This window comes from Paenibacillus taichungensis (genome assembly GCF_003287275.1).
Lineage (GTDB): Bacteria > Bacillota > Bacilli > Paenibacillales > Paenibacillaceae > Paenibacillus > Paenibacillus taichungensis_A.
The window spans coordinates 153,848-177,017 of the sequence record NZ_QEVW01000001.1; the positions used below are offsets into that span (position 1 = coordinate 153,848).

Annotated in this window: 35 protein-coding genes and 1 pseudogene; 33 read left to right on the forward strand and 3 right to left on the reverse strand. The window is 43.9% G+C overall.

Annotated features, from left to right (window positions below; translation table 11 throughout):
- Positions 1-203 precede the first annotated feature (203 nt).
- The 11 genes from DC345_RS00785 (at position 204) to DC345_RS00835 (ending at position 7,282) form a co-directional block, all read left to right on the forward strand.
- The gene (locus DC345_RS00785; protein ID WP_113051490.1) at positions 204-497 is read left to right on the forward strand and encodes an RNA polymerase alpha subunit C-terminal domain-containing protein; all 294 of its coding nucleotides are present in this window, start codon (positions 204-206) and stop codon (positions 495-497) included.
- Between the two features lie 12 nt (positions 498-509).
- The gene (locus tag DC345_RS32395) at positions 510-581 is read left to right on the forward strand and encodes a DUF2569 family protein (RefSeq protein ID WP_113051723.1); all 72 of its coding nucleotides are present in this window, start codon (positions 510-512) and stop codon (positions 579-581) included.
- Positions 582-659: 78 nt separating this feature from the next.
- Complete coding sequence (locus tag DC345_RS32035) at positions 660-875, forward strand: phosphoglycerate mutase family protein (protein WP_258530417.1); 216 nt, start codon at positions 660-662, stop codon at positions 873-875.
- Positions 876-904: 29 nt separating this feature from the next.
- Positions 905-1,273, forward strand: a complete 369-nt coding sequence (locus tag DC345_RS32040; RefSeq protein ID WP_258530418.1) for a histidine phosphatase family protein — start codon at positions 905-907, stop codon at positions 1,271-1,273.
- Between the two features lie 370 nt (positions 1,274-1,643).
- Complete coding sequence (locus DC345_RS00805) at positions 1,644-2,330, forward strand: pyridoxine/pyridoxamine 5'-phosphate oxidase (RefSeq protein WP_258530419.1); 687 nt, start codon at positions 1,644-1,646, stop codon at positions 2,328-2,330.
- Between the two features lie 21 nt (positions 2,331-2,351).
- Positions 2,352-2,660 (forward strand): hypothetical protein, encoded by a 309-nt coding sequence (locus DC345_RS00810; RefSeq protein WP_181586431.1) that lies wholly within the window; start codon positions 2,352-2,354, stop codon positions 2,658-2,660.
- Between the two features lie 68 nt (positions 2,661-2,728).
- A complete protein-coding gene (locus tag DC345_RS00815) occupies positions 2,729-3,313 on the forward strand; it encodes a GNAT family N-acetyltransferase (RefSeq protein ID WP_113051492.1) in 585 nt (194 codons plus the stop codon).
- A gap of 18 nt (positions 3,314-3,331) precedes the next feature.
- Positions 3,332-3,997 carry a hypothetical protein gene (locus tag DC345_RS00820; RefSeq protein ID WP_146752088.1) on the forward strand — a complete coding sequence of 222 codons (666 nt, stop codon included), beginning with the start codon at positions 3,332-3,334 and terminating at the stop codon, positions 3,995-3,997.
- 108 nt (positions 3,998-4,105) lie between these two features.
- Entirely contained in the window at positions 4,106-5,074 is a 969-nt protein-coding gene (locus tag DC345_RS00825) for a radical SAM protein (RefSeq protein ID WP_113051494.1), read from the forward strand.
- A gap of 205 nt (positions 5,075-5,279) precedes the next feature.
- On the forward strand, positions 5,280-6,266 hold the full coding sequence (locus DC345_RS00830; RefSeq protein WP_113051495.1) for a phosphodiester glycosidase family protein: 987 nt from the start codon (positions 5,280-5,282) through the stop codon (positions 6,264-6,266).
- 2 nt (positions 6,267-6,268) lie between these two features.
- Positions 6,269-7,282 carry a bifunctional glycosyltransferase family 2/GtrA family protein gene (locus tag DC345_RS00835; RefSeq protein ID WP_113051496.1) on the forward strand — a complete coding sequence of 338 codons (1,014 nt, stop codon included), beginning with the start codon at positions 6,269-6,271 and terminating at the stop codon, positions 7,280-7,282.
- 142 nt (positions 7,283-7,424) lie between these two features.
- On the opposite strand, the gene DC345_RS00840 is transcribed toward DC345_RS00835, so the two are convergent.
- The 3 genes from DC345_RS00840 to DC345_RS00850 are packed head-to-tail and all read right to left on the reverse strand — an operon-like array spanning position 7,425 to position 10,300.
- Complete coding sequence (locus DC345_RS00840; protein ID WP_113051497.1) at positions 7,425-8,882, reverse strand: PTS transporter subunit EIIC; 1,458 nt, start codon at positions 8,880-8,882, stop codon at positions 7,425-7,427.
- A gap of 30 nt (positions 8,883-8,912) precedes the next feature.
- On the reverse strand, positions 8,913-9,419 hold the full coding sequence (locus DC345_RS00845) for a PTS sugar transporter subunit IIA (protein ID WP_113051498.1): 507 nt from the start codon (positions 9,417-9,419) through the stop codon (positions 8,913-8,915).
- A complete protein-coding gene (locus tag DC345_RS00850; RefSeq protein ID WP_231952627.1) occupies positions 9,416-10,300 on the reverse strand; it encodes a BglG family transcription antiterminator in 885 nt (294 codons plus the stop codon). The genes DC345_RS00845 and DC345_RS00850 overlap by 4 nt, the downstream gene beginning before the upstream one ends.
- A gap of 278 nt (positions 10,301-10,578) precedes the next feature.
- Here DC345_RS00850 and DC345_RS32400 point away from each other — a divergent pair.
- The 22 genes and pseudogenes from DC345_RS32400 to DC345_RS00970 form a co-directional block, all read left to right on the forward strand.
- Positions 10,579-10,734, forward strand: a pseudogene (locus DC345_RS32400) (IS1380 family transposase); the annotation flags it as partial.
- A 116-nt stretch (positions 10,735-10,850) separates the two neighbouring features.
- Positions 10,851-11,279 carry a VOC family protein gene (locus DC345_RS00860; RefSeq protein WP_064639720.1) on the forward strand — a complete coding sequence of 143 codons (429 nt, stop codon included), beginning with the start codon at positions 10,851-10,853 and terminating at the stop codon, positions 11,277-11,279.
- Positions 11,280-11,299: 20 nt separating this feature from the next.
- Positions 11,300-11,626, forward strand: coding sequence for a DUF962 domain-containing protein (locus DC345_RS00865; RefSeq protein WP_063564077.1), 327 nt, complete (start codon positions 11,300-11,302; stop codon positions 11,624-11,626).
- Positions 11,627-11,666: 40 nt separating this feature from the next.
- A complete protein-coding gene (locus DC345_RS00870; protein ID WP_113051499.1) occupies positions 11,667-12,380 on the forward strand; it encodes an AAA family ATPase in 714 nt (237 codons plus the stop codon).
- Positions 12,381-12,414: 34 nt separating this feature from the next.
- Positions 12,415-12,900 (forward strand): DinB family protein, encoded by a 486-nt coding sequence (locus DC345_RS00875; protein ID WP_113051500.1) that lies wholly within the window; start codon positions 12,415-12,417, stop codon positions 12,898-12,900.
- Entirely contained in the window at positions 12,897-13,385 is a 489-nt protein-coding gene (locus DC345_RS00880) for a cysteine hydrolase family protein (protein ID WP_113051501.1), read from the forward strand. Before DC345_RS00875 ends, DC345_RS00880 begins: the two co-directional genes overlap by 4 nt.
- Positions 13,386-13,859: 474 nt before the next feature.
- Positions 13,860-14,378, forward strand: coding sequence for a GNAT family N-acetyltransferase (locus DC345_RS00890; protein ID WP_258530420.1), 519 nt, complete (start codon positions 13,860-13,862; stop codon positions 14,376-14,378).
- Positions 14,379-14,463: 85 nt separating this feature from the next.
- Positions 14,464-14,925: an NUDIX domain-containing protein gene (locus DC345_RS00895; RefSeq protein WP_113051502.1), complete on the forward strand. Its 462-nt coding sequence runs from the start codon at positions 14,464-14,466 to the stop codon at positions 14,923-14,925.
- 104 nt (positions 14,926-15,029) lie between these two features.
- A complete protein-coding gene (locus DC345_RS00900; protein WP_113051503.1) occupies positions 15,030-15,650 on the forward strand; it encodes a zinc dependent phospholipase C family protein in 621 nt (206 codons plus the stop codon).
- Entirely contained in the window at positions 15,651-16,133 is a 483-nt protein-coding gene (locus DC345_RS00905; protein WP_113051504.1) for a GNAT family N-acetyltransferase, read from the forward strand.
- 91 nt (positions 16,134-16,224) lie between these two features.
- Positions 16,225-16,728, forward strand: coding sequence for a DUF4188 domain-containing protein (locus DC345_RS00910; protein WP_113051505.1), 504 nt, complete (start codon positions 16,225-16,227; stop codon positions 16,726-16,728).
- A 59-nt stretch (positions 16,729-16,787) separates the two neighbouring features.
- Positions 16,788-17,297, forward strand: coding sequence for a hypothetical protein (locus DC345_RS00915; RefSeq protein WP_113051506.1), 510 nt, complete (start codon positions 16,788-16,790; stop codon positions 17,295-17,297).
- A gap of 188 nt (positions 17,298-17,485) precedes the next feature.
- Entirely contained in the window at positions 17,486-17,932 is a 447-nt protein-coding gene (locus tag DC345_RS00920) for a LytTR family DNA-binding domain-containing protein (protein ID WP_113051507.1), read from the forward strand.
- Positions 17,929-18,339, forward strand: a complete 411-nt coding sequence (locus DC345_RS00925) for a hypothetical protein (RefSeq protein WP_113051508.1) — start codon at positions 17,929-17,931, stop codon at positions 18,337-18,339. The genes DC345_RS00920 and DC345_RS00925 overlap by 4 nt, the downstream gene beginning before the upstream one ends.
- 15 nt (positions 18,340-18,354) lie before the next feature.
- A complete protein-coding gene (locus DC345_RS00930; protein WP_113051509.1) occupies positions 18,355-18,756 on the forward strand; it encodes a hypothetical protein in 402 nt (133 codons plus the stop codon).
- A 36-nt stretch (positions 18,757-18,792) separates the two neighbouring features.
- Positions 18,793-19,146 carry an immunity protein Imm33 domain-containing protein gene (locus tag DC345_RS00935; protein ID WP_113051510.1) on the forward strand — a complete coding sequence of 118 codons (354 nt, stop codon included), beginning with the start codon at positions 18,793-18,795 and terminating at the stop codon, positions 19,144-19,146.
- 47 nt (positions 19,147-19,193) lie between these two features.
- Complete coding sequence (locus DC345_RS00940; protein ID WP_113051511.1) at positions 19,194-19,589, forward strand: hypothetical protein; 396 nt, start codon at positions 19,194-19,196, stop codon at positions 19,587-19,589.
- A gap of 5 nt (positions 19,590-19,594) precedes the next feature.
- Positions 19,595-19,933: a hypothetical protein gene (locus DC345_RS00945; RefSeq protein WP_146752090.1), complete on the forward strand. Its 339-nt coding sequence runs from the start codon at positions 19,595-19,597 to the stop codon at positions 19,931-19,933.
- A gap of 229 nt (positions 19,934-20,162) precedes the next feature.
- Positions 20,163-20,840: an HAD family hydrolase gene (locus DC345_RS00950; protein ID WP_113051513.1), complete on the forward strand. Its 678-nt coding sequence runs from the start codon at positions 20,163-20,165 to the stop codon at positions 20,838-20,840.
- Positions 20,837-21,346, forward strand: a complete 510-nt coding sequence (locus DC345_RS00955) for a hypothetical protein (protein WP_113051514.1) — start codon at positions 20,837-20,839, stop codon at positions 21,344-21,346. Before DC345_RS00950 ends, DC345_RS00955 begins: the two co-directional genes overlap by 4 nt.
- 38 nt (positions 21,347-21,384) lie before the next feature.
- Complete coding sequence (locus tag DC345_RS00960; protein WP_113051515.1) at positions 21,385-22,233, forward strand: adenylyl-sulfate kinase; 849 nt, start codon at positions 21,385-21,387, stop codon at positions 22,231-22,233.
- Positions 22,234-22,600: 367 nt separating this feature from the next.
- On the forward strand, positions 22,601-23,167 hold the full coding sequence (locus tag DC345_RS00970) for a histidine phosphatase family protein (protein WP_113051517.1): 567 nt from the start codon (positions 22,601-22,603) through the stop codon (positions 23,165-23,167).
- The last annotated feature ends 3 nt before the right edge of the window (positions 23,168-23,170 follow it).

The window sequence follows — 23,170 nt, forward strand, 5'->3', positions numbered from 1 at the left end:
AGTATATATTCTACAAAAAATGAAATATACCTTCTTAAATATACATAAAAATACAATTTAGTTATAAAGGAGGAGTTAAATGGTCGGAGATAGAAATTATTATAGTAAAATAGTACCAGGGGAATTTAAAAGTGGAAATTGTCAATTAAGATTGTTTGATTTTGATTTTCATTTGAATAGTAGAACGGAAAGGTGTGAACTGCATGGCAAACACTAAAGGAACACTAAGAACATGCGAACAAGGGCATTCCTATTACAAAAGTAGCGATTGTCCAACTTGTCCGGTTTGTGAGAAGGAACGGAAACCGAAAGAAGGATTTCTTTCATTGCTGTCAGCACCCGCCAGACGTGCGCTGGAGAATCAGGGAATTACGTCGTTGCAGCTACTCTCGCAATACACCGGAAAAGAGATTTTGAAGCTGCACGGGATCGGGCCTTCTGCAATGCCAAAACTTCGACAAGCACTTGAAGAAGAGGGGTTATCTTTTAAAGAGTAACCAGGTAGGACGATACTCACCTGTGCCATATGGATTCCTTATTTTATAAAATCAGTTCGAGTTCACAATACGTTTGTCAGATGAAAACATAAGCCCCGACCTAAGATGTAAGATCTAAGGCCGGGGTTTGTTAAAAGAGGATTCAAATAGAGGAGGGATATCTTGAAGATTTTCTTAGTAAGACACGGGATGGATGAGGAAGGCTACAGAGGTGGCTGGAGTCAACGAGGGCTCATTGAAGAAGGTGTTACTCAATCGGAGAGACTCGGAGATTACCTGTACCATCATTCAGAAAACTATAAGATAAACACGGTGATTAGCAGTGATCTACCGCGTGCAGTCCAGACTGCCAAAGAGCTTGAAAAAGACTGTACATAAAGGGGCTTTATCTGAAGGACTGGAGAGAAATGAACAACGGAGATTTGGCTGGAATGCCAAATAAGGAAGCAGAAGTGAAATATGCAGGAGTTTATTTTAACACTCTTGGCATGGATACCCCGTTTCCAGGAGGAGAGAGTCCTCGGAATTTTTATTACAGAATATGTACATCCTTTCGGGATTTATGCAGAGGTATAGAGGAGCAGAAGATAGAATCGAATGCTCTACTGGTCACGCTCGGCGGAGTAATCAACATCCTTTATTATCTCTTAGGAAACCAGGATTGGACCAATACATCGGAGTTTTATTCTATAGGAAATACCAGTGTTCATACGGTTGAAAAAGGACTAAATGGTTGGAAGTTTAGCAGCATGAATATGATGAGTCATCTAGGTTAGAAAAGGTTGCAATCCAATAAACGACAGGTGCAGGAAAGATATTAAGCTGTTCTGGCTTAACTTTAAGCTGGGTACATTCATACCAATTTTCATTAGACACTGGCTTTAATACAACTACCATACAAAATTCCTCCCAAATTTTACTTCACAGAGGAATTAATCCTCTGTGGTTACTTCGTATCCTTCCTAAAAACCAGTGCAACATGGTTATTCTTCATACCACATCACTCCTTTCGAAATGAAAAAAACCTAATGTATCTTATTTGCTCTTTTGTTTAATATATCCTTCTTTTATCAGTGAAAATAGATTGAACATATCAATCATTTCAAAACAAATAGTTGAGAAAATGGCCTACTACGCTACAATGGAATGAAATGGAAGTCTAAGGGGATTGCCGATATGAGTGATAAACCGAGTGATTTGCTGCGTGGTGTGAAGTCCTTGTCTGGACCCTTTCCGACTTGGGATACCGAACAGTTACCGGTTCGACCAGGAAATCTTTTTCTGGAATGGCTGAGACTAGCCATTGATTATGGGGTGAAAGAACCTCATGCGATGACAATTTCGACAGTGGATTCGAATGGTTTTCCAGATGCACGAGTATTGATTTTGAAAGACGTAGTTGACGAAGTTTTTTATTTTGCATCTGGCTCGGAGAGTCGAAAAGGACAGCAACTGGGGAACAATCCGCATGTGGCACTGACCTTTTACTGGCCTGCATTGGGCAGACAGATCCGCATAAGGGGAGAAGCCGTGGATATGGGCGAGGAAGCAGGTACAGCGGATTTTCGGAAAAGATCGGCAGGGGCACGCGCAGTTGCGATGACAGGACGACAGAGTCAGGAGCTGGAGAGCGAGGAAGAATTGGAACGCGCCATTGCCGCTCAGAAAGAGCGGATCAGCCGAGATCCTGATGTCATTACACCGAATTGGAGACTGTACGCCGTGAATGCAAAGGAAGTTGAGTTCTGGCAGGGAGACTCGGAGCGAAAGCATATGCGAATTCAATATATTTTGCATCAAGGGCAATGGAAGCACCAGAGGTTATGGCCGTGATTTTATTAAGGGGGAATATGTGTGAGTCGTAGAACTACAGGGACACTGCTGCTGGTCATAGCGGCATTTCTGTACAGTGTTCGATATTTGAGTGCTGCCATTTTTGGTTCTGGTGTGGCTTCGTGGAGTTCGGAATTGTTTCAGAAGATGCTGAAATATGTTGGAACCGCTCCGCAAAGTTGGAGTATAGCTGCTTTAATCCTGGGCCTATTCTATTTAGTATGGGCGGAATATGAAGCAACCAGCTCCAAAACCAAAGAAAGTCTCAAGCGTTTTGTGAGTTACGAAACTGTAGATCAAGAAGCGAAAAGCCAGAACAAAACAGAATAACTGGATAGTGTGATTTCTTATCAATAACTGTTGTTATCCTAATTTGAATAAGCCGGGGAGGCATACATATGAAGTCCATTGAAAGTTATTTTGACCCATTTCCGGTATTGGAAACTGAACGAACGCTGCTTAGGCCCATTACCTATGGTGATCTGGATGAGATGTACCGTTATTGCGCGGTTCCTGCTGTATCGGAGTACACGACCTGGGATGCTCATCAGAGCAAGGACGATACGAAAGGCTTTATTGATTTTGTCATGAGTCGATATGAGCTGGATAAGCTGGGGCCATGGGGAATCGAGGATAAACAAACAAAGAAGTTGATTGGCAGCTGCAATTATTTGGGGTGTGACAGTAACAGTATGAGGGTGGAATTGGGTTATGTGTTATCCAACGAGTATTGGGGCCAAGGAATCATGACGGAAGTGGTTAGCCGAATCATTCAATTTGGATTTGAAGACATCGGATTGGAACGCATTCAGGCTAAATGTCTGGTGGGTAACATCGGTTCCGCAAAGGTCATGGAAAAGACAGGCATGAAATTCGAAGGAGTTTTACGGAATTATATGAAAATTAAAAACGAAATGCAGGATTTGAAAATGTATGCGATGACCAGAGAAGATTTTGATTCAAACACAACTTCAACTTTTTAAGTGAGGTGAGGGTATATGATGAGAAAATATCCAGAACGTGTTACAGCGTCTATGTTTAGAGTGTACCATGATAATGAGGCCTTACTATTAAGACATAATACTTCAATACATTTCGGAGAATCTACTGAACAAATGGGTATGGTAATCATGACAAATCCCGGAAGTTTTGAATTGAAGAAGACAGCAGAATGGATTTCTTATAAAAATGGTACTAGTGAAGGCAATACTTTTGAAGTTAATGATTACGCAGACTTGACAATGAGAAATATAATTAAGCTAATCAAATTAAGTTTTGAAGGTCATTCTGAGCCAAGTGGTATTCTGCGTATCTATAATCTTTCCAATATTCGTCAACCACTTGGTTCAAAAGCAGAGATCTATCATTATCGAGCCAAACAAGCTATTTCCAACGAAGCACTCACATTACTTGAAGATCCTATAACTCACTCTCAGAAATCATTTTTGGAAGAATGCAACAAGTCTCGCTTTGTAATTATGGGATTTGTAGATAAAGTGTTTGAAGAGAAGATGAGACGGGTGATGAATTGGTCTGAGTATATTAAAGAGCGCCGTGTATGTGCTATTGACGATAAGGGCCGTTATTCGCATCCGCGAAGATGGATAACAGAACCCTTATTGATGGGAAAAGCAGTTGAATCATTGAGAGCTGTATTACAAGTATAAATTTTAAAACTCCCCCAACGTACATAATGTCATATCGTGCATCTACCGAGATCCGCTATAATCTCCAAGTTGAAAAAACATGGATAAGGAATCGGGAGGTACATCGAATTGACAGCGAAAAACAGATATAAATCACTTGAGCTTGAAACACCCGGCGTATATGAACTGGAAGGACTGGAGGTCGGCGTGACCTCCAATTGCAATTACAAATGCGACTATTGCTGCGCCTACAATCGAGACGATGGGCAATGCATTAGCGGTCAGGAGGTGATTCGGATCATTAGTGAGCTTCCGCGGATCAAGCGGGTGCGTTTGTCAGGGGGAGAGGTGACTCTGAAATATCAGGATTGCCTGGAAATTGTTACGTATTGTGGGGAACATGGCATCGACACGCAATTAAATACCAATGCCAGCCTGCTAACGGAAGAACGAATTCATGCTTTGCGGGATGCAGGCTTGTCCAATATTCATATATCTTTTAACTATACAGACCGGGAGGCTTATGCAGACTATTACCGTGTACATCCGCGCATGTATGAGCGATTGGAGCATAACATTCGTCTTTGTACTGAAGCGGGGCTGGAAACTGTGCTTGAAACGCTGTTATTCGAAGGAACCCAAGCGAACATGCAAGCTATTAGCGATAAAGTCTATGAACTGGGTGTGCGCATCCATGAGATTCAGAACAGCATCGTGATGCCACACAGTAAATGGAGCAAGATTGCCTCCAAGGAGTCCCTCATCCAGTCCGTAAATGATCTGATCAATCACAAGAAAGAAGATACGACATTATATTTTACCTGTATGGATCGTTTCGCGGAGCAATTGGGGTTACGAGAACAACCGGGTGTGTATTTCTCCAATTGTGTGGATGGGACCAAACAGCTGCATTTGCACGGCAATGGGGATATTCTCATCTGTGAGTTATGCCACCCAGTCGTGATCGGTAATATCTACGAGGGCACGTCTTTGAAGGATATTTATACCAAGCAGCCTCAAGCGTTAACGGATTATCTAGAAAAGCAGCCCTGCCCTGCATACGATGCTCTTTTTGCAAGTGAACAGTCACATGTATAAAAAAGTTGTTTAGCATCGTACTTGTCCCTATTTGGGGTACATATTTGGATTGAGATCCATCATTATCACTTATATGGAAGGTTGTCTTATCTCCTCATGGGGGAAAGGATGACCTTCTTTCTTTGCGTTCAGCCTGTTTCAGATTCATTTAAGCTAGCCCGCCTATGATGAGCCTTAAGAACTTAGATGAAGAGGTGAACTTCACATGATGAAGATCTATCCAAAAACCAACGAGAACGACCCATATAAAAATGCAAAACCAAGGCGCAAATGGCTGATGATTACCCTTGTTATTGTTCTGGGCCTTGGTACCGTGATATACAGCCTGGCAGATCGCTACTTAATCCGGCATGTACAGGTTGTAGTAGCGGATGATAATACATCAGCAACCAGCACCTCCAAGGATACTTCAACCCCGACGACTGAAGTGAATGCAACGTCAGATGACTGGAACTATTCCAGCGATGATATGCAGGTCAAGATCGACAAGGTTCAGACGGGCTCAGGTTCAGATCAGATTACGTATTACGTCGCAGATGTACAGCTGACAGATGCGAGCAGCCTGCGCTCGGCTCTGGCAGATAACAGCTTTGGCACGAATATTACCGAAAACACTTCAGAGATTGCAGCGGCCAACAATGCCATCTTTGCGATCAATGGTGACTACTACGGCTTCCGCGATGATGGCGTAATTATCCGCAATGGTACGGTATATCGGGATGATCCGGTGCGTGATGCGATGGCATTGTTCAGTGATGGCACGATGAAGACTTATAACGAGACGGAAGAATCCTCATCGGAACTGCTGGCGGAAGGCGCGACAAATACGTTATCTTTTGGACCAATCCTGATTCAGGACGGTGAGATTGTAAGTGACTTCAGCAGTGTGAAAATCGATAACAACTTTGGTAACCGGTCGATCCAGGATGCCAATCCGAGAACAGCAATCGGCATGATCGCCCCGAATCACTATGTATTCGTTGTAGTGGACGGCCGGCAGGATGACAGCCGTGGCATGACGCTCGCAGAACTCGCTGATGTCATGAAAGGTCTTGGAGCAACGGAAGCCTACAATCTGGACGGCGGCGGTTCATCCACAATGTATTTCATGGGTCGGGTTGTTAATAATCCGCTGGGGAGAAACCAGGAACGCGGCGTAAGTGACATCCTTTATCTGAAAGAGGGACAATGATCATGACCATATTAATTCCATCATACGAACCGGATGTTCGTTTATTAAATCTCGTGTTACAGTTGCAGACGTTTCAGTTAGGACCCATTGTCATTGTAGATGATGGCAGCGGTTCAGGTTACAGGGGGATTTTCGAGACGGCAGAAGCATATGGGTGTACAGTCCTGACACATACGGTCAATCTGGGCAAGGGACGTGCGCTCAAGACAGGATTCCAACATATCAAGGAACATGGCCCACAGGGCGGTATTGTATGCGCAGACAGTGACGGACAGCATCTGCCGCATGATATCAAACGCATCTTTGATGTACTATTGGAGCAAATGACCCCGGGGATTGTACTGGGAAGCCGTCGGTTCAGTGGAACCATTCCAGCGCGCAGTCGTTTTGGCAACACGGTCACACGAGGCGTCTTTTCTCTCACGACAGGTACGAAAGTATATGATACCCAGACAGGCCTGCGAGGTTTTCCATTCTCGATGCTGGACTGGCTGTGCCAGATCCCTGGAGAACGATTTGAATACGAGATGAACATGCTGCTAACAGCGCATAAAGAAGGGTATGAGATCACAGAGGAGTTTATAGATACGGTCTATCTGGATCATAACAAATCCTCTCATTTTCGCCCATTGATAGATTCATTCCGTATTTATATGCCAATTCTGATGTTCAGTACGTCTTCGGTGTTATCGGCCTTGATCGATTTTGGCTTACTGTTCGTGATCCAGTACTTCACGCATAATCTGTTCCTATCGGTCGTTGCAGCGAGACTTTGCAGCTCCATCTTCAACTATACGATCAATCGGAAGTATGTATTTTCAGCCGGGAAAACGACCAGGGTCCGTCAATCTTTACCAAAATACTTCTCATTGGTCATTCTGGTGCTGCTATTAAATTACGGATTGTTGTACTTCTACAATGAAAAACTGATTATCCCACTGATTGCAGCCAAGCTGTTAACAGAGGTGTCGATCTTTGTGTTCAGCTATTGGGCGCAGCGCAGATTTGTATATTAACTTTGTATATTAAAACTCATAGACCAAAAGAAGACACGGCCACTCAAAAGAATATCATGCGCTTCTTGGTAATAAAAAAGGTCGAGAACAGGGTAAAGCATACCCCTGTTCTCGACCTTTTAAACTCAAAGGAGGACGAGCATTACATCAGTTTCTTAATCTCATCCTTCAGAATTTCGGACTGGGTGCCGAAGATGACCTGCACAGCTCCGCCACCAAGCCTCATGATGCCGGAAGCGCCAAGCTGTTTGAGCGCCTGGTCGTTGACGGCTTTGTCGTCCCTAACAACAAGTCGGAGGCGAGTGATGCAGGCATCGATGCTCTCGATATTATCTGTTCCACCGATCTGGGCGAGCACTTTGCCAGCCTTGGTGTCGGCAGACGCCGCTGCCACGGCGGAAGCATTAGTGGCCACATCGGTATCATAAGCGTCATCCTCGCGACCCGGCGTTTTCAGGTTGAACTTGAGAATCATGAACCGGAACAGGAAATAATAGACGACTGCAAATGCGAGTCCGACTGGAATCATGAGCAGTGGATTGGTCGATAGCTTCATGTTCACGAGGTAATCAATCAGACCTGCCGAGAAGGCGAAACCAAGCTTAACATTCAGCAGATACATGATCAGGGCCGCTGCACCGGTAAGAATAGCGTGCATCACATACAGCAGAGGCGCTGCGAACATGAAGGAGAACTCGAGCGGTTCGGTAATACCCGTTAAGAACGAAGCCACCGCTGCGCCGATAAAGATGGAAGCGACCATTTTGCGCTTTTCAGGTCTGGCTGTATGAATCAAGGCAAGCGCCGCCGCCGGAAGAGCGAACATCATAATCGGGAAGAATCCAGACATGAACATGCCTGCCGTAGGGTCTCCGTTGAAGAAGCGGGTTAGGTCCCCGTGCACGACTTCCCCGGCTGCATTGGTATAATCCCCGATCTGGAACCAGGCGATGGAGTTGAGGACATGATGCAGACCGAGCGGGATGAGCAGGCGGTTGGCGATCATGAACACCATGGAGCCAAAGCCGCCAAAGCCTACAATCCAGGCGCCGAAAGCGCCGATGGCATCCTGAATCGGGCTCCAGATCATGCCGATCAGGATGGCCAACACCAGCATGGAGCCGGCTGTGACCATCGGCACAAAGCGTTTGCCGGAGAAGAAGCCGAGCCAGTCAGGAAGCTTGATATTGTGGTATTTATTATACATATAGGCTGCAAGCAGTCCGGCAAATATCCCGCCCAAAACGCCCGTATCCAGCTTGACATCGTCAGGAATATAACCGAATACACCTGGGACGGCTCCCAGAATTCGGATCAGCACCATATAAGCGATCAGGGCGGAAAGAGCGGCGACCGCATCCCCCGCCAGTCCGATAGCCACCCCGATGGCGAAGATGAGCGCAAGGTTGCCAAAGATCGCCCCCGCTCCCTCATTCATGAATGGAACTACATACTGATTGAGAAATCCCCCTATCACGGGTCCAAGCGGAATGTCCTTTTCATAATTAAGAAGACCCAAGCCTTGAAGAATACCTGCTGCAGGCAGGGTTGCTACAGGAAGCATCAGGGATTTCCCTAGCTTTTGCAATGCTTTCAGCATATTGTTCTTCCTTTCTTTTTTAGATTCATGTTATTTGGGCAAGCTGACTTTCATGATAGTTCCCAAGCCTGCTTCTACGTTGCCATACGTCGGGTGTGACTCCCACGGCTGTTCTGACGCATTCGCAACGATGACAGGGGTGATGACCGGATAACCAGCCGAAGCGATAGCATTCAGGTCAAATTCGATCAGGGTCTGACCGACAGCGACCTGATCCCCGATCTGCACTTGGGGGGTGAAGCCCTGTCCTTTCAGACTGACAGTATTCATACCGATATGCAGCAGCAGCTGCAGCCCGGAAGCATGCTCAATCATGACGGCATGATGCGATTTAATCAGGTGCACCACAGTGCCGTTGATAGGGGCGACCAGCCTACCCTCCTGGGGAATCACTGCAACTCCTGGCCCCATTAGTCCTTGTGCGAACGCTTCGTCAGGCACTTCTTCCAAACTGACGCAGGTTCCGGTGAGCGGGGAGACGATGGATATTGTCTCAGAATTTTTAGCAGATTTGTTGTTTTTCCATTTCCAGATCATTGTGTGTTGTCCTCTCTGTTGTTGGTTTTGGCATGGGTTTGAAAAAGCCGGTATAAATGCATGGCGAGAAAAGCCGTTTCTTCCTCGGGTACCTCTGTACCCAAATCTTCGGCCATGACAGCACTTAGCTTTCTGGCCAGCTGGTATTCGGATGGATAACCATTTTGCACATATTGTGCGAAGGTGGGGGACGTTATCGGCTCCTGATACAGGCGTTCCATGGAAAAGCGCAGGTGTATCAGGAGTCTTGCCTGGCCAAGGCTGCCCTGCCCAAAGCGAATGCCACCCTGCTCTTCAATAATGGACTGAAGCTTCCTGATTACATTGGATACCTTAACCAGCTGTCCGACAGGGACGTGATTTACGGAGGAGTACACATGGTATGTCAGGAACCCCGCCTCATCCTCCGGAACCTCTACAGCAAAGGCCTCCCCGATCATGGCCGCCGCTTCCGAAGCGATTTTGAATTCTTTCGGAAAACTGAGCTTTGTCTCCGTAAGGAAAGGATTCAGAATCTCCATGCCGTTGCGGAGCCGATATAAGGTGAACTGAATATGACTTGGAAGAGCAAGGTAGATCTTGTCATTCAGCTTGCCGGGAAACTGATCAGCGATGAGACGGATAATCTGGTCAGAGATTTCGATGACATTGGGGTCCAAGTCCTTCATCAGCTCCTGCGCCTGCCCCCACTCCTCCCGGTCCTCCAGCCGGAACCTTTTCTCAATCCGCGGATCATCGGCCTGAATGGTGCTTTCCCCTTTGAACGCAAATCCCAAGCCTTTGCCGATTAGCACGTACTCCTTGGTACTCTGGTGCGACCGGGCCAGGACAATATTGCTGCCGACGACCCGCTCCACCTGCAGCAGCATTCCTTTACTCACGGTTCACCGCCTCCTCGTCTCTAAAGTTAGCGCTTCCAGGTCCCGGAAACGGCAAAAAGAGCCAAGAAGCGAGTATAGTCTCATGTTCGCTTCTTGGCTCATGCCCTCTGGAATGGTAACACGCCAATTCATTTTATGTTTTTATGCAGTACGTTCTTCCTACATAATATAGAAGCTGATCTGCCGCCGTCAACCATAATTTTGTCATCCGTCTGTTCGTCGTTTAATATAGGGGATGTTAAATGAAAAGGTACCTTCGCCATGAAAGACTGATGCGGGGAAGCAACTGCGTCTATTCGGCTTCGATTCTCATGGATTATCTGACGGACTGCGCGCTTCTCGGGCACACCCACTTTCTGCATATGAACGCTTTGCAATCCGATCCAGGCTATCAGATGGTCAAAGAATTCGAGCGATTCCCGGACGAAAGCACGTGACGAACGGCCTCAATCCCCGCTATCAAGGTCGTCCTTCGTACAAGGTGTGGCAGGAACGGGAGAACTCATCCACATTCCGAATTCATGTTAAAAAGATATGGGAGGAATAATTTATGGTTCCACAACGAGTGAGTCTGGTCACCATTGGTGCAATGCATCTGCCTGAGCTGCGTTCGTTCTATCAGAAGCTTGGGTGGAGTGAGAACGCAATCAGTTCAGATCAATACAGTGTTTTTGAAACAACAGGTGTATTGCTATCGTTATATCCCATTCAGGAGCTGGAGAAAGATACTGGGATGATATTCAGTGCATCTGATGGGTTGAAAGGAACGCTGCTGGCCATCAATGTGGATCAAGCGGAAGACGTTGACGATACCATTGTGAATATCCGCGCTGCCGGAGGCAATGTAATCAGAGAGCCATATGACGCTGCCTGGGGCGGGAGAATCGCTTATTTCCTGGACCCGGAGAATAACTGCTGGGAAGTCACTTGGAATCCAACCGCCGTATTTGATGAAAAAGGAGCCATGATCACATTTTAGGGTGAAATGAGTGTGACCGGATGTTGAATCGTGTTCGCAAAGATTTGCGTTATTATCTTCAGGAACATCAGGATCGGAACAACCTCATCTTGCATTATTTCGCATTTTTATCGGCGTTTGCGGCTTGGATTTTCTTGTTTATTAATTTTAAAGTCATGCTGGTTCTGGCACTTATCCATTACGCCCTTTCCTGGATTGGGCACTTCTATTTCGAAGGCAACAAACCGGCAGCATTCCGATATCCGCATATCGGTTTTTATGCCGGCTTCACCTGGTTTTTTATCAGGACCATTGAGATCATCACCCGCAAAGAAATCATCCATCCGTGGATCAATAAACAGGACTGAAACCAGCAGGAGTCGAACTTTATAAAATAGGAGTGTGTCTATGTATCTTCGAAGTGTGGAGTTACTGTCTGCTAAAGTCGAGAATCCGGATCAGTATCCGTTTCACATACCGTCCATACAGTCTCTGGAGCGATTGGAATTTAACAATAACATTACGTTCTTTGTTGGTGGGAATGGATCGGGTAAGTCCACGCTGCTGGAGGGCATCGCTCATCAATGTGGATTTAACACAGCAGGGGGCGGGAAAAATAATGCATTTGAGATTGATGCTGCTGAATCATCATTAGGTGACTATTTGCGTCTATCCTGGTTGCCCAAAATCACGAATGGTTTCTTCATGCGCTCGGAGTCCTTTTATCAATTTGCATCGCATGTAGATGAATTGGGGCCGGAGTCGCTCAAGTATTATGGTGGGCGTTCGTTGCATGAACAATCCCACGGGGAGTCTTTTCTCAATCTGTTCGTGAACCGATTCAATTCCAAAGGCATTTATCTGCTCGATGAGCCCGAAGCCGCCTTATCGCCAGCCCGTCAACTCTCCTTATTGCGCATTCTTCATGATCTATCAGACACTTCCCAATTCATTATCGCGACGCATTCGCCGATTCTATTGGGTTATCCGGGTGCACGCATTTTGAGTTTTGACGATGGTGGTATTCAGGACGTAGAGTATGAAGATACAGAACATTATCAGATCACCCGCAGTTTCCTGGAAAATCGCAACCGGATGCTGAATGAGTTGTTCAAGGACTAATTTTTTTTATTTTGAAAGGAGACAGGAGCCGAACATGAGTATCAAATTGGTGCTGTTGGACCAACTCGCTGCCTGTCATCATGACAAGAGCTGGTTTGTGCCGCTGGATGAGATGTTACGTGATGTAACCGCTGCGCAGGCCTTATGGCTGAATGATGAGGGGCAATCGATCTGGAAGTTGGTGAATCATCTGACTTTCTGGAATGAAACTTGGTTGGAGAGGTTTATCAAGGGTGAAGTGGTTTCGGACAATAGCATAAATAATGACGAGACATTCATTGTTAACCCATCCCAGGTAGGTGAAGAAGATTGGCAGAAAAGCATTGCACAGATTGGTGCAACATTTAGTCGCTGGATACAGGCTGTAGAGGAAAGTGATGATGCAAAATTAGGGATGACCATTCCATCGTACTTCAATGCCCCATGGTGGAATGTCATATCCAATCTGTGTATTCATAATGCGTATCATATTGGACAGATCATGATGCTGAGAAAGAAAGTAAGAGGAGAGATGATATGAAAATAGGTTTTCTGATCGTGGATATGCAAGAGAGTATTGTACGAGATAAGTTAGATCAAAAAGCTATAGACCGCGCTTGTGAATATATCAATCATGTTGCAGACGTGCTTCGTTCGAGCGGACATGTGGTCGTTCATGTACAAGACGTGGAAGGCATGGAGGATTCAGATTCTGAGGCGTATCGTATTATTTCTGAGGTTGATGTGAATGAGAAGGATCTGAAGGTGACGAAGGAGAGCTCCAATGCATTTTGGCAGACAGACCTGGAACAGCTTCTGAAGAGTAACAATGTTGAGCTGTTGATCATTTCGGGATTTGCTGCCGAGGAATGTGTTCTGTTTACCTATAATGGCGCGATGGAGCGAGGATTTAGACCTGTCATGTTGCAAAATGGGATTTTAAGTACGCATTCCGAAGCGGTGATTTCAACCTATAGAGACCGGAATGTGATTTCTTATCCTGTAGTTAATTATCTAATCCAATAAGTGTCAGTCGGTTAATTATAGATATCGTTGATTACTGTAAAAATGGAGGTGATGGTTATAAATATGCTTAGCATTGCATTGGTCATGTGGATTGCAGTAGGGTTAGTACTTTTCGTTCAGGGGTTGAAGAAAGGATCTCCACTTATGCTGTTTTTCGGTGTGATATCGATCCTGGCTCCCATACTTACGTTTATAGGTTGGCTGACTTTTTTACCTTTTGTTAATCCCGTTGCACTTGCTATTGCATACCTAGGGAAGAAAAGGCAAACGACAAATATGCTTAAACAGACTCTCTAAAGGGTCTATTTTTTTATACATAAGTATTTCTTCAAGACTGGAGACTTCACGATTTAAATCAAACTTTGCCTATATCCGCTGTGGTTGAAACGATATATTGAGAGCAGGACACAACAAGCACACTGTGTATATCGATAAGGATGAGCGTAAATCACATGATAAGGGAGATATGCAATGATGATGAATGTACAAATCACGAGTATTTTGGCAGAAAAGAAGGAATTATTTCTTAACCTGTACAACTTGTATTTATATGATCTTTCCGAATTCTCAGGTGAGGATTTGCTAGAAGAGGGGAAATTCGATCCAACGAATACCTATCTCTATCTGGAACGGGTGGAATTACATCCGTTTTTTATCCAATATGATGGAAAGGTAATCGGATTTGTGCTGGTTTGCTCTCCTCCTTATGTAGATGATGATGTCGATTATACGGTACAAGAGCTGTTTCTGGTCAAAAAGTATCGTGGACAAGGATTAGCGGCTCAGGCGGTTGATCTGGTGTTTGCACAATTTCAGGGCAGATTCAAAGTGGAGCAACTGGCTAATAACCGATCAGCTGTTTCATTCTGGAAAAAATACTATGAACAACATCACATTGAATATGTAGAGTCTGAGTATAGCATTGAAATTGAAAACATCGCTGGCAGCCATCGGATTTTGTCTCAAACCTTTGTACGTGCAAGAACGGACTAGATTTTCCCATTTACCAATACATGGGTTATGATGAATGAAAAGGATTACTGGAGGGGAAGCGAGCTATTAGAGAGGAGAATGATGAATGACAAGCCGCATTGTGGTTACGGGCGGAGCTATTATTCGTGATCATATGGGTAGAATACTGCTGCAAAAACGGTCAGATTATGGCGATTGGGGATTACCTGGTGGTGGTATGGAGCCCGGTGAGAGTATTGAAGAAACTATGATTAGAGAAGTAAAAGAAGAAACGGGGCTTGACGTGAGTTCATATGAACTGGCATACATCTACACAGGTGAGAAAATGAAATATACATATCCGGATGGCAACGAGGTTGTATTTGTTATGTTCCTGTTCAACGTCACCGCGGAGTTGGGTGGGAAACTTGATGATAATCAAACAACCCTTTTATTTAAAGATGAACAGAATGAATCGCTAGAACTTGTTTTTAAAAGTTTAGGTGAAATTGATATTTCCACAATCAACAAGGTACAGAAGCCTGTATTGGTAGATTTGATGCAAGGGGAACTCACAATTCTGCGTTAAGCCCTAAGGGATTTAACAGAAAGAAGATCCAGAGAGGGAATAGGGAAAATATAGTTTGTGAGTACATTAAAATCCCTGATTTTAATAGAGAGAGGAGCATTATTATGCCTTGGCCCATGGTTCATTTTGCAATCGCATCTGAATTATTATCTAATCCAACCCCTGAATTTATAGTGGGCAGTCTTGCTCCTGACTCCATTCATGTGAGAACGAATGAAAGAGCCGAAAAGGCAAAAACTCATCTCATGCCAGAAGCAGGACGATTTGCAACAGACGAAGAGCTCGGGGCATTTTTTAATTCCAACAAGGAACGCGCGCATAATGATCCTAAGTTCATGCAATATTTGTGCGGGTACATCGCTCATATATATACGGATCGGATCTGGACTTTCGAGATTTATCCCCCATATGAGGAAAACCCTAATGGACGAAGTATTTATACGGAGGATGTTACAAAGTTGGAATTTATGATTTTGAGAAAAGGGTCTAATGGCCATGACCATGATTTATTGAATAAGCTGGAAGCAGGTAAAGCTTTTGACTTGGGTGGATTGCTGGAGCAAGAGGTGTATCAATATAGAAAAGAAAAAGTAGACTTTTTAAATAACCTTGAAAATGAGCCCTCAGGTGATTTGAGCATTTTATCTATGGAAGCTATAGAAGAGTTTATTCACACAACAGCCGAGAGACTCAGACAATTGTTTGCAAAGTGGGAGGTATTCTAAATGGAAAAACGGATTAGCCTTGCCCCATATAATGAAAAGTACAATCAAGACTTGGCTAATTTTGTACTAAGTGATGAACAGGTACAATTTACTGCAATGCCTGCGGAAGTGATGGAGGAGGCCTTCCAAAATCTGAACAAATATCCGGTAGTGATTTTAAATGAAGAGACTCCAGTGGGTTTCTTCATATTACATAAAAATTCTGAATACGTAGCGGAAAGAGATACTTCCCGTACAATACTGGTACGTGCATTATCCATTACGTTAGAACATCAGGGGAACGGGTATGCATGGGCTGCGATGAGGGAACTGCCTACACTGGTTAAGCAGCTTGATCCGAAGGTCGATGAGATTATTTTAGCCGTGAATGAGGGGAATATTGCCGCACAAAAGCTGTATTTAAAAGCAGGTTTTCTGGATATGGGAGAACGGAGAATGGGTATCAATGGTCTTCAGCTAATTCTGCAATATAGAATAGGATAGGGCCCGGGAATAGGGGGATTTCCAATATCGTCAAGCACAATCCACTCCGAACGGGCGCTATGGTATATATTTGACAAAAAGGAGGAGTAGTGTGGCGAACATACACAAGGGAAGATATTCAGCTGAGATCGATGGCGAGTTTGTTGTGTTTATTATTGGCATGAGAGTTAATCGCCTATGGGCCATACATAAGTGGTTACCTGTTTTTAAATCCATGGGCCCGATGATCAAAGAACTGTACATGAACCCGGATACCGGGTTTCTGGGGACGGAATTTTTTATGAGCTGGCGTGGAGTGACTCTGCTGCAATATTGGAGATCTTATGATGAGTTGGAGAAATACGCACGCGCTGGCCTGCACTTGGAGGCATGGAAACGATTTAACCAATCCATTGGATCGGATGGAAGCGTGGGGATTTATCATGAAACGTACAAAGCTCAATCCGGTTCATATGAGACCATCTATGCGAATATGCCCAAATTCGGATTGGCTAAAGTGTCCAACCATGTTCCAGCGACAGGCAGGAAAGAAACGTCCAGACGGAGAATGGGTGGAGAGAATGAACCGGCAGTAGAAACACCAGAGAATCCTTAACATATGACTAATGAAGTTCGAATCTACATTCAGCAGCGTAAGTAGAGAGGAGCATGTTATTGAAGGTTAAAGTCAAACCAGAAGATTTGGGTTCTGAGCAGCTTAGCTGGCTGTGCGTCCAACCGATGTTGGTCTCCGTTCGTGGTAAAGATGTTGCAGCAAAAGTAGAGATATATCGGCAATTACATGAAGGACAACAAGCGATATTTTTGTTCTATTCCTATCATAACCATACCAAGAGCTTGGCGGAGTTTTATTGGTTTTCGGCGTACAACATTATCGACATGAAGAGCTGGAATGGAATTAAGAACGGGATGCGCTATTTTAACCAAAATGAAATGGTAAGCCTGTTGGACGACATCGAGCGTTTGATTACAGAAAAAAATAAAGTTGAAGACACGTGGCGTGAGGTCCTGCCCACGGACTTGGAGAAAGACCCGATTCTGCTGCAAAGAACGGAAGAACTATACGTTAAATATCGAGCCGCGGCTCAGGAAGCTATTTTACACATGAATGAAATCATTCGGCAAAATCAGGAGATGTATCTGGAGAACAGTGCGGTAACCTGATTCCAGAACGACCGTCTGAAAGAGAGACATGGAGGGCTACTCTTCAATGAGTAGTCCTTTTTATCGTGTCTATACGCTGAAAAATCAGTACCGATGTAACAAACCTGCAATTTCATGCAACAAAACGCAATACTGTGGGTTTATCGCAGCTTTGCTTGTAATATGAGTTTTGAGAGGAGGAACAGCAAATGAAAGTCGTTTTTGAAGAAGAACTATTAATGGAAAAAAGCATGGCGAAGGTCATAACCCATCCTGATGAGAAGTCCCATTGGGATAGTATCCAAGAAGCGATCTGCCAATCGGAAACAAAACTTGTTGTCATCAATGCCAAGAACAATCGCAATGTGCAGATCGAGTTGAGTTCTGTGGTCGCGATTGAATCAGAGGATCGGTTGTGCGGTGTACGTGTCATCACAGGCGAAATGTATTTGCTCAACAAACGTCTGAAGTTTGTGGAACAGGATTTGGGGTCTTCCCACTTTGTAAAAATCAACAATCAAACGATCATCAACACGCGTTTTATTAGCGAATTTTTATCAACAGACCATGCCAGGATCAAGGTTGATCTGAACGATGGTTCCAGTTACTTTGTCAGCCGATTTTACATTAAAAACTTTAGGGGGAAATTATCATGATTAGTCAGTTGAAGCATTCATTTTTTCAGGTTTTTACAGTAACTTCGTTGTGGGTCACCTTGTTATTGACACTATTCTCTAATAGTCAGTCCTTTGAAATGGGTTACCTGTGGAATATTGCCGGGATTTCAGCTATTGCCGCTATACTGTTTGGCGTAATGTACAATGCACTTTGGAACTACTTTACGATGAAACCCGTGTGGAATATCATCATTTCTTCCACATTTAATATTGCAGGAGGAATGGCGATTGTATGGTTGTTTTCTACAGAGATGTTCCTATTGATTGCTCCCTGGTTCCCTGGAATGTGGATCTTATCCATCGTACTGCACATTATTGGTTTTTATTTCTATGCTAGAATAGATAGCAGGAAAAAAGCGGAAGAATTAAATAATATTCTGAAGTAAGCAAGGGGAACGAATATGAACGAAGAAGAGATCTTGGAGTTGTACGGTTTAGATCCAGATACCAAACATAGGGAGCATATTAAGGAGTTGTTGCACCAAGAGATTGAGAATCAAGAAACAGTGGATCATGACTACCTTAAAACCTTATGTATTATGTTATTCTGCATCGGAAATGTAGAGGACACTGGGCTGATCTGGCAGGCAAAATGCAAGAATCAGGATACGGGCAGTTATGTTGATGTGCAGCTTCTGTGTGGTGCCGGTTATGAGAAGACAGTGACTTATCTGGAGCAGAATCTCGAGGACTCAGCGGCAGAGCAGTTGAGCTATCTTAGACAGTGTGAGCCGTATGATTTTGTTGATTTTTCCAAAGAGGAATGGGTCTCTAATTATAAACAGTACTATGAACTACCTTAGTCATATCCAACATGTGAGAAATGAGATGATTAACTGATGATAAATGCTGCTTCCATCCAGGAACAGATGCAGATGTGTCAGAAATATAACGCCGACTATGTGCCCAGCGAACTGCACCGTAAGATCGGAATCGCCTGGAACGTCAAGGAAAAGTTGGAACCGATTCACGGCATGCGTATTCAGCCCGAGGGAGATACAACCGGATGGTATATTTGGGCGGATGAATACTCGGAGGCAGATGATTTTTTTGTACCTTTACATGTCACACACATCGATGACTGGGACCCGAAAATCAAGAAGTACCTTGGACTTGCGCCGGGATGGCGGTTTGTAATTGCAGAAGATTATGAGGATGTATGGTTTGACGAACAGTTGCTTAACAGAGCGTAAGCAGAGCAAGTAATGAGTTAAAATGGAACTTTGAAAGGAGTCATACAATGGCAAGTGTGCATGATAACATCATATTAAGTTACGAAGTCGATTTGGAGAATGAACGTATAAGGATGCGTACCCGTTCGTATCACTCTGATTTGTCTGAAGATACGGATATCCTTTTCTCGGATGTATTGGCACATTCGTTTGATACACCGATGCAAGGCAGCATTATCTTCGATATTAACGATGTTGGTTTAGAACATTTTATCAACTACAACCGCGAGTTGTTGGAAAACGGGAAAGGTCAGGGCTGGCCTATCATGTATGAAACGGATGAAGAGCTGGAAACCAAGTTGATCGAAGGGAAATATCTGTATCTGGTCATTACATCATCGTATGGATTAAGTGGCTGGGTATTGGCTAAAAAGGTTGAAATGATAACAAAGATGGCGGAATGAACAAGATGAAGAGTAGTTTTAGCTATGACCCGAATATGTTCCGTAAATTACCAGTTGTTATGAGTCTTGTCATTTTAGTTGTCATTATGATTATTACCAATCCAACCAGAACCGATTTCTATACATGGCTGGAAAGCGAGTATGGTTTACATGTCTCCTACGACATCAATGAAACGACGTATACACAGATCACGAACGGCCAGGAAAAAAGTCTTAATTTCAGAAGCGGGCATATACAGCATGTGGGAATCTTTACTACGTATAATGAGACTTTTATGGATGTTGAGGGTAATGAGATCAACATTAAAGCCACTGGTGTAATGAACATGTTTTTTAAAAGATAGTTGGTTGCTGTTCAGATGTTGGAAAGGGGTTATTACATACCACGCTTTTGTATGATGCAAACATGCAGAGCAGCGTGGTTTTTGTGTTGAGCAGAATACGTAAGGGGGGAGGATTACGTTATTTGGTTCATTCGCAAATTCCACATTATGGGTTATGATGTACCTACAGAGAAAATTTAACATACATAGGAAGTTTTTTGGATTAGCGCATTCCAGTTGGAGGGATAGAATGAAAGCCATTTTTCTTGATTTTTATGGGACAGTTGTTCATGAAGATGATGATATTCTTCCAGTGATTTATAAAAAGGTCCAAGCATCTGCGCAGGTTGATTGTACGACGGATGAGATTGGCGCATATTGGTGGAAGGCTTTTTCAACGTTGTTTTATGCAAGCCACGGCAGTCAGTTTACAACGCAAAGAATGCTGAATGTGCAATCTCTGGCAGAAACGCTACTCCATTTCAAATCGGATCTACAAGCTGAGTCGCTTAATCAGGAACAGTTGGCACATTGGCGTAACCCCGGCATATTTGTTGATTCAATTCCCTTTCTTCATTCTTTTGAAGTCCCGGTATATATTCTGTCCAATATCGATACGGATGACGTGAAAGCCGCAATGAAGGCACATAAGATTGAAGTAGCCGGAGTGATTACCAGCGAGGAGGTTCGATCTTATAAGCCAAGGTCAGAGATGTTTGATGAAGCGATCAAGAGGTATGGTTTGCAGCGAGATGAGGTGATCCATATAGGGGATTCTCTGGTCAGTGATGTACAAGGCGCGCAAAATGCGGGAATTAAGGCTATCTGGTTGAATCGAAAAGGAAAACCCAAACCGCAACAGATTACACCGGATTTTGAGTGCAAAGATCTTGGCGAAGTTGTGCATATGTTGGAGACTTGGGTATGAGAAAGTTAATCGTGATGTCGTTATTATTTCTGTTCTTAATTGCCTGCCAAGATAAAACAACCCATGAAGCTGTGCAGAAACCAACGATTTCAGTGACGGAAAGCGTTACTGATGAAGCGATTGAGCAGAAGGACGATGAAGAAGCACCCAAAAAAGACAAAGGCACTCCTCCTGTTTACCTTGATGAAACGAAGTATACAGGCGATGAACTGGAAATCGTCAAACTGATGAACGTTCGCATGCGTTATATATGGGAAGAGGATGAGAAGGGCTATATGAGCCTTTTTGATCCACAATCGCCAGTCTCAGGCATGCCAATCTCAAAAGTTCGCAAGGTGATCTCAATGAGCAAGATCAAGATTCGAGAGCAAAAGAAGCTTTATGAAGCACTTGTGATGGTTACTGAATTAAGAGAGAACGGGGAAGAGTTCGGCCCTAGCATGGTGTTTTGGAAAAAGAAAGCGGATGACGATGCTGCGAAATGGATTTTTGCAGACATCGATTAACTACAGCTGAAGGAAATGAAGTTAAGGGTGATGAAATCATGACAAGACAATTGATACTTATTGAGGGATTACCGGGTTCAGGAAAGTCGACGATTGCCAAGATGGTATCCGAGATTCTGATTGAGCATGGCAAAAAGGTGCGACTAGTCCAGGAAGGGAACCTGGATCATCCTGCTGATTATGATGGTGTGGCCTTTTATTCTGCGGAAGAGTTCAGTTCTTTGGTGGATGCTCACGAGGCATGTAAACATATATTGGAGAGAGGAGCTACAACCTACCAGGATGGTTTCCTGATTCCGTATCGCAAAATGAAAGAGGAATTTGGAGTGGATTTCCCTGATCATGTGGTGCAGGAGATATTTAGTAACGATATTTACGAACTACCTTTTGAACAAAATGTGAAGCTGATCACCGAAAAATGGCGGAATTTTACTGAAAGCGTGATAAGCGCGGATGGTGATTCCATCACCATATTCGAATGTTGTTTCATCCAAAATCCATTGACCATGGGTTTGGTGAAATACAATCAATCCAAAGAAGAAAACGTGCAATATGTTTTGGAATTGGAGCGCATCGTTCAACTATTGAATCCGTTACTAATCTACATTCATCAGCAGGATGTTGCACACACCTTTGACAAAGCAATCCAGGAAAGATCCAAGGAATGGTCAAATGGATTCATACAATATTACACAAATCAGGGATGGGGACTCGCGGAAGGATACCATGGTGTTGAAGGCACGGTGAAGGTTCTTCAGGCAAGAAAGGAGCTGGAGACTGAGATTTATCAGTTATTGAAGATAGACAAACACTGGCTGGACAATTCGGAATATAACCGGGCTGCTTGCCAGGGGGGATTGGAGAAGATTTTGAAAATTTCACTTTGAGATACTAAAGTACAAGTACGAGATTTCTTTGTGCGGTAATAAAATACATAATGGAGGTTTATTTTCATGTTATTTTTGGAGGCAACACTGATCGTCATTACCGCTTTATTGTTCATCATAGGTGTAAGGAGCAAACGCAAAACATGGATTAGATGGGGTATAGGGAGTTTAACTTTGTTAATTGTACTTTTTATTCCATCGTTTGTTAATGGGTTTGTGGAGGGGTTATCTTCTGGCTGGTCGGCAAAGTAAACCTGGATGCATTCAAAAGGTATGGAGGTTGATCTGGTGTTTTAAAAAAAGGATCTGGAGTAGTCAGCGTGACATAGATAGCCTTAAGCATTACGTACAGAAATAGGAGGAGCTCATGGATCTCACATTTATTCGTCATGGTCATGCTGAACATTTGCTTCATTATCCTCATCAGCTAAACCAGTTGCATCCGGGACTTACTGAACAAGGAAAGAGGCAGGCGACTGCATTGCGAAAGCAGATTAAAATCTTACCTGAAGACATAATTTTGGTGAGTCCTACGAAACGAACGATAGAAACGGCATTCCTCTTAACATCAAGCGATAAACTGACAGTCTGTCCACTCGTTGGCCCGAGAATGTTCCCTCAAAATCCGGATTTCTCCGTTCTGCGCTGTGATCATATTTATTCGAAAGATGAATTGATTGCTCAGTATACAGGGCTGCGAATTCTTGATTTTGAACTTGATTGCTGGTTGGATGGGATTAATCGAACGGAAGAACATCAATTTGAGGTTTATGCTGGACAGCTAATTCAATGGTGCAGGGAGCAGGGCGGGAGTACTTTTATCATTTCACATGATGGTACGATAACGAGTTTTAGAGCTTTTCTTGGAGAGCAGGGGTTAACCCGAAGTGACTTTTTAGGCGAAGCGGGTCATTACACGATTAGAGATCTCTAATTT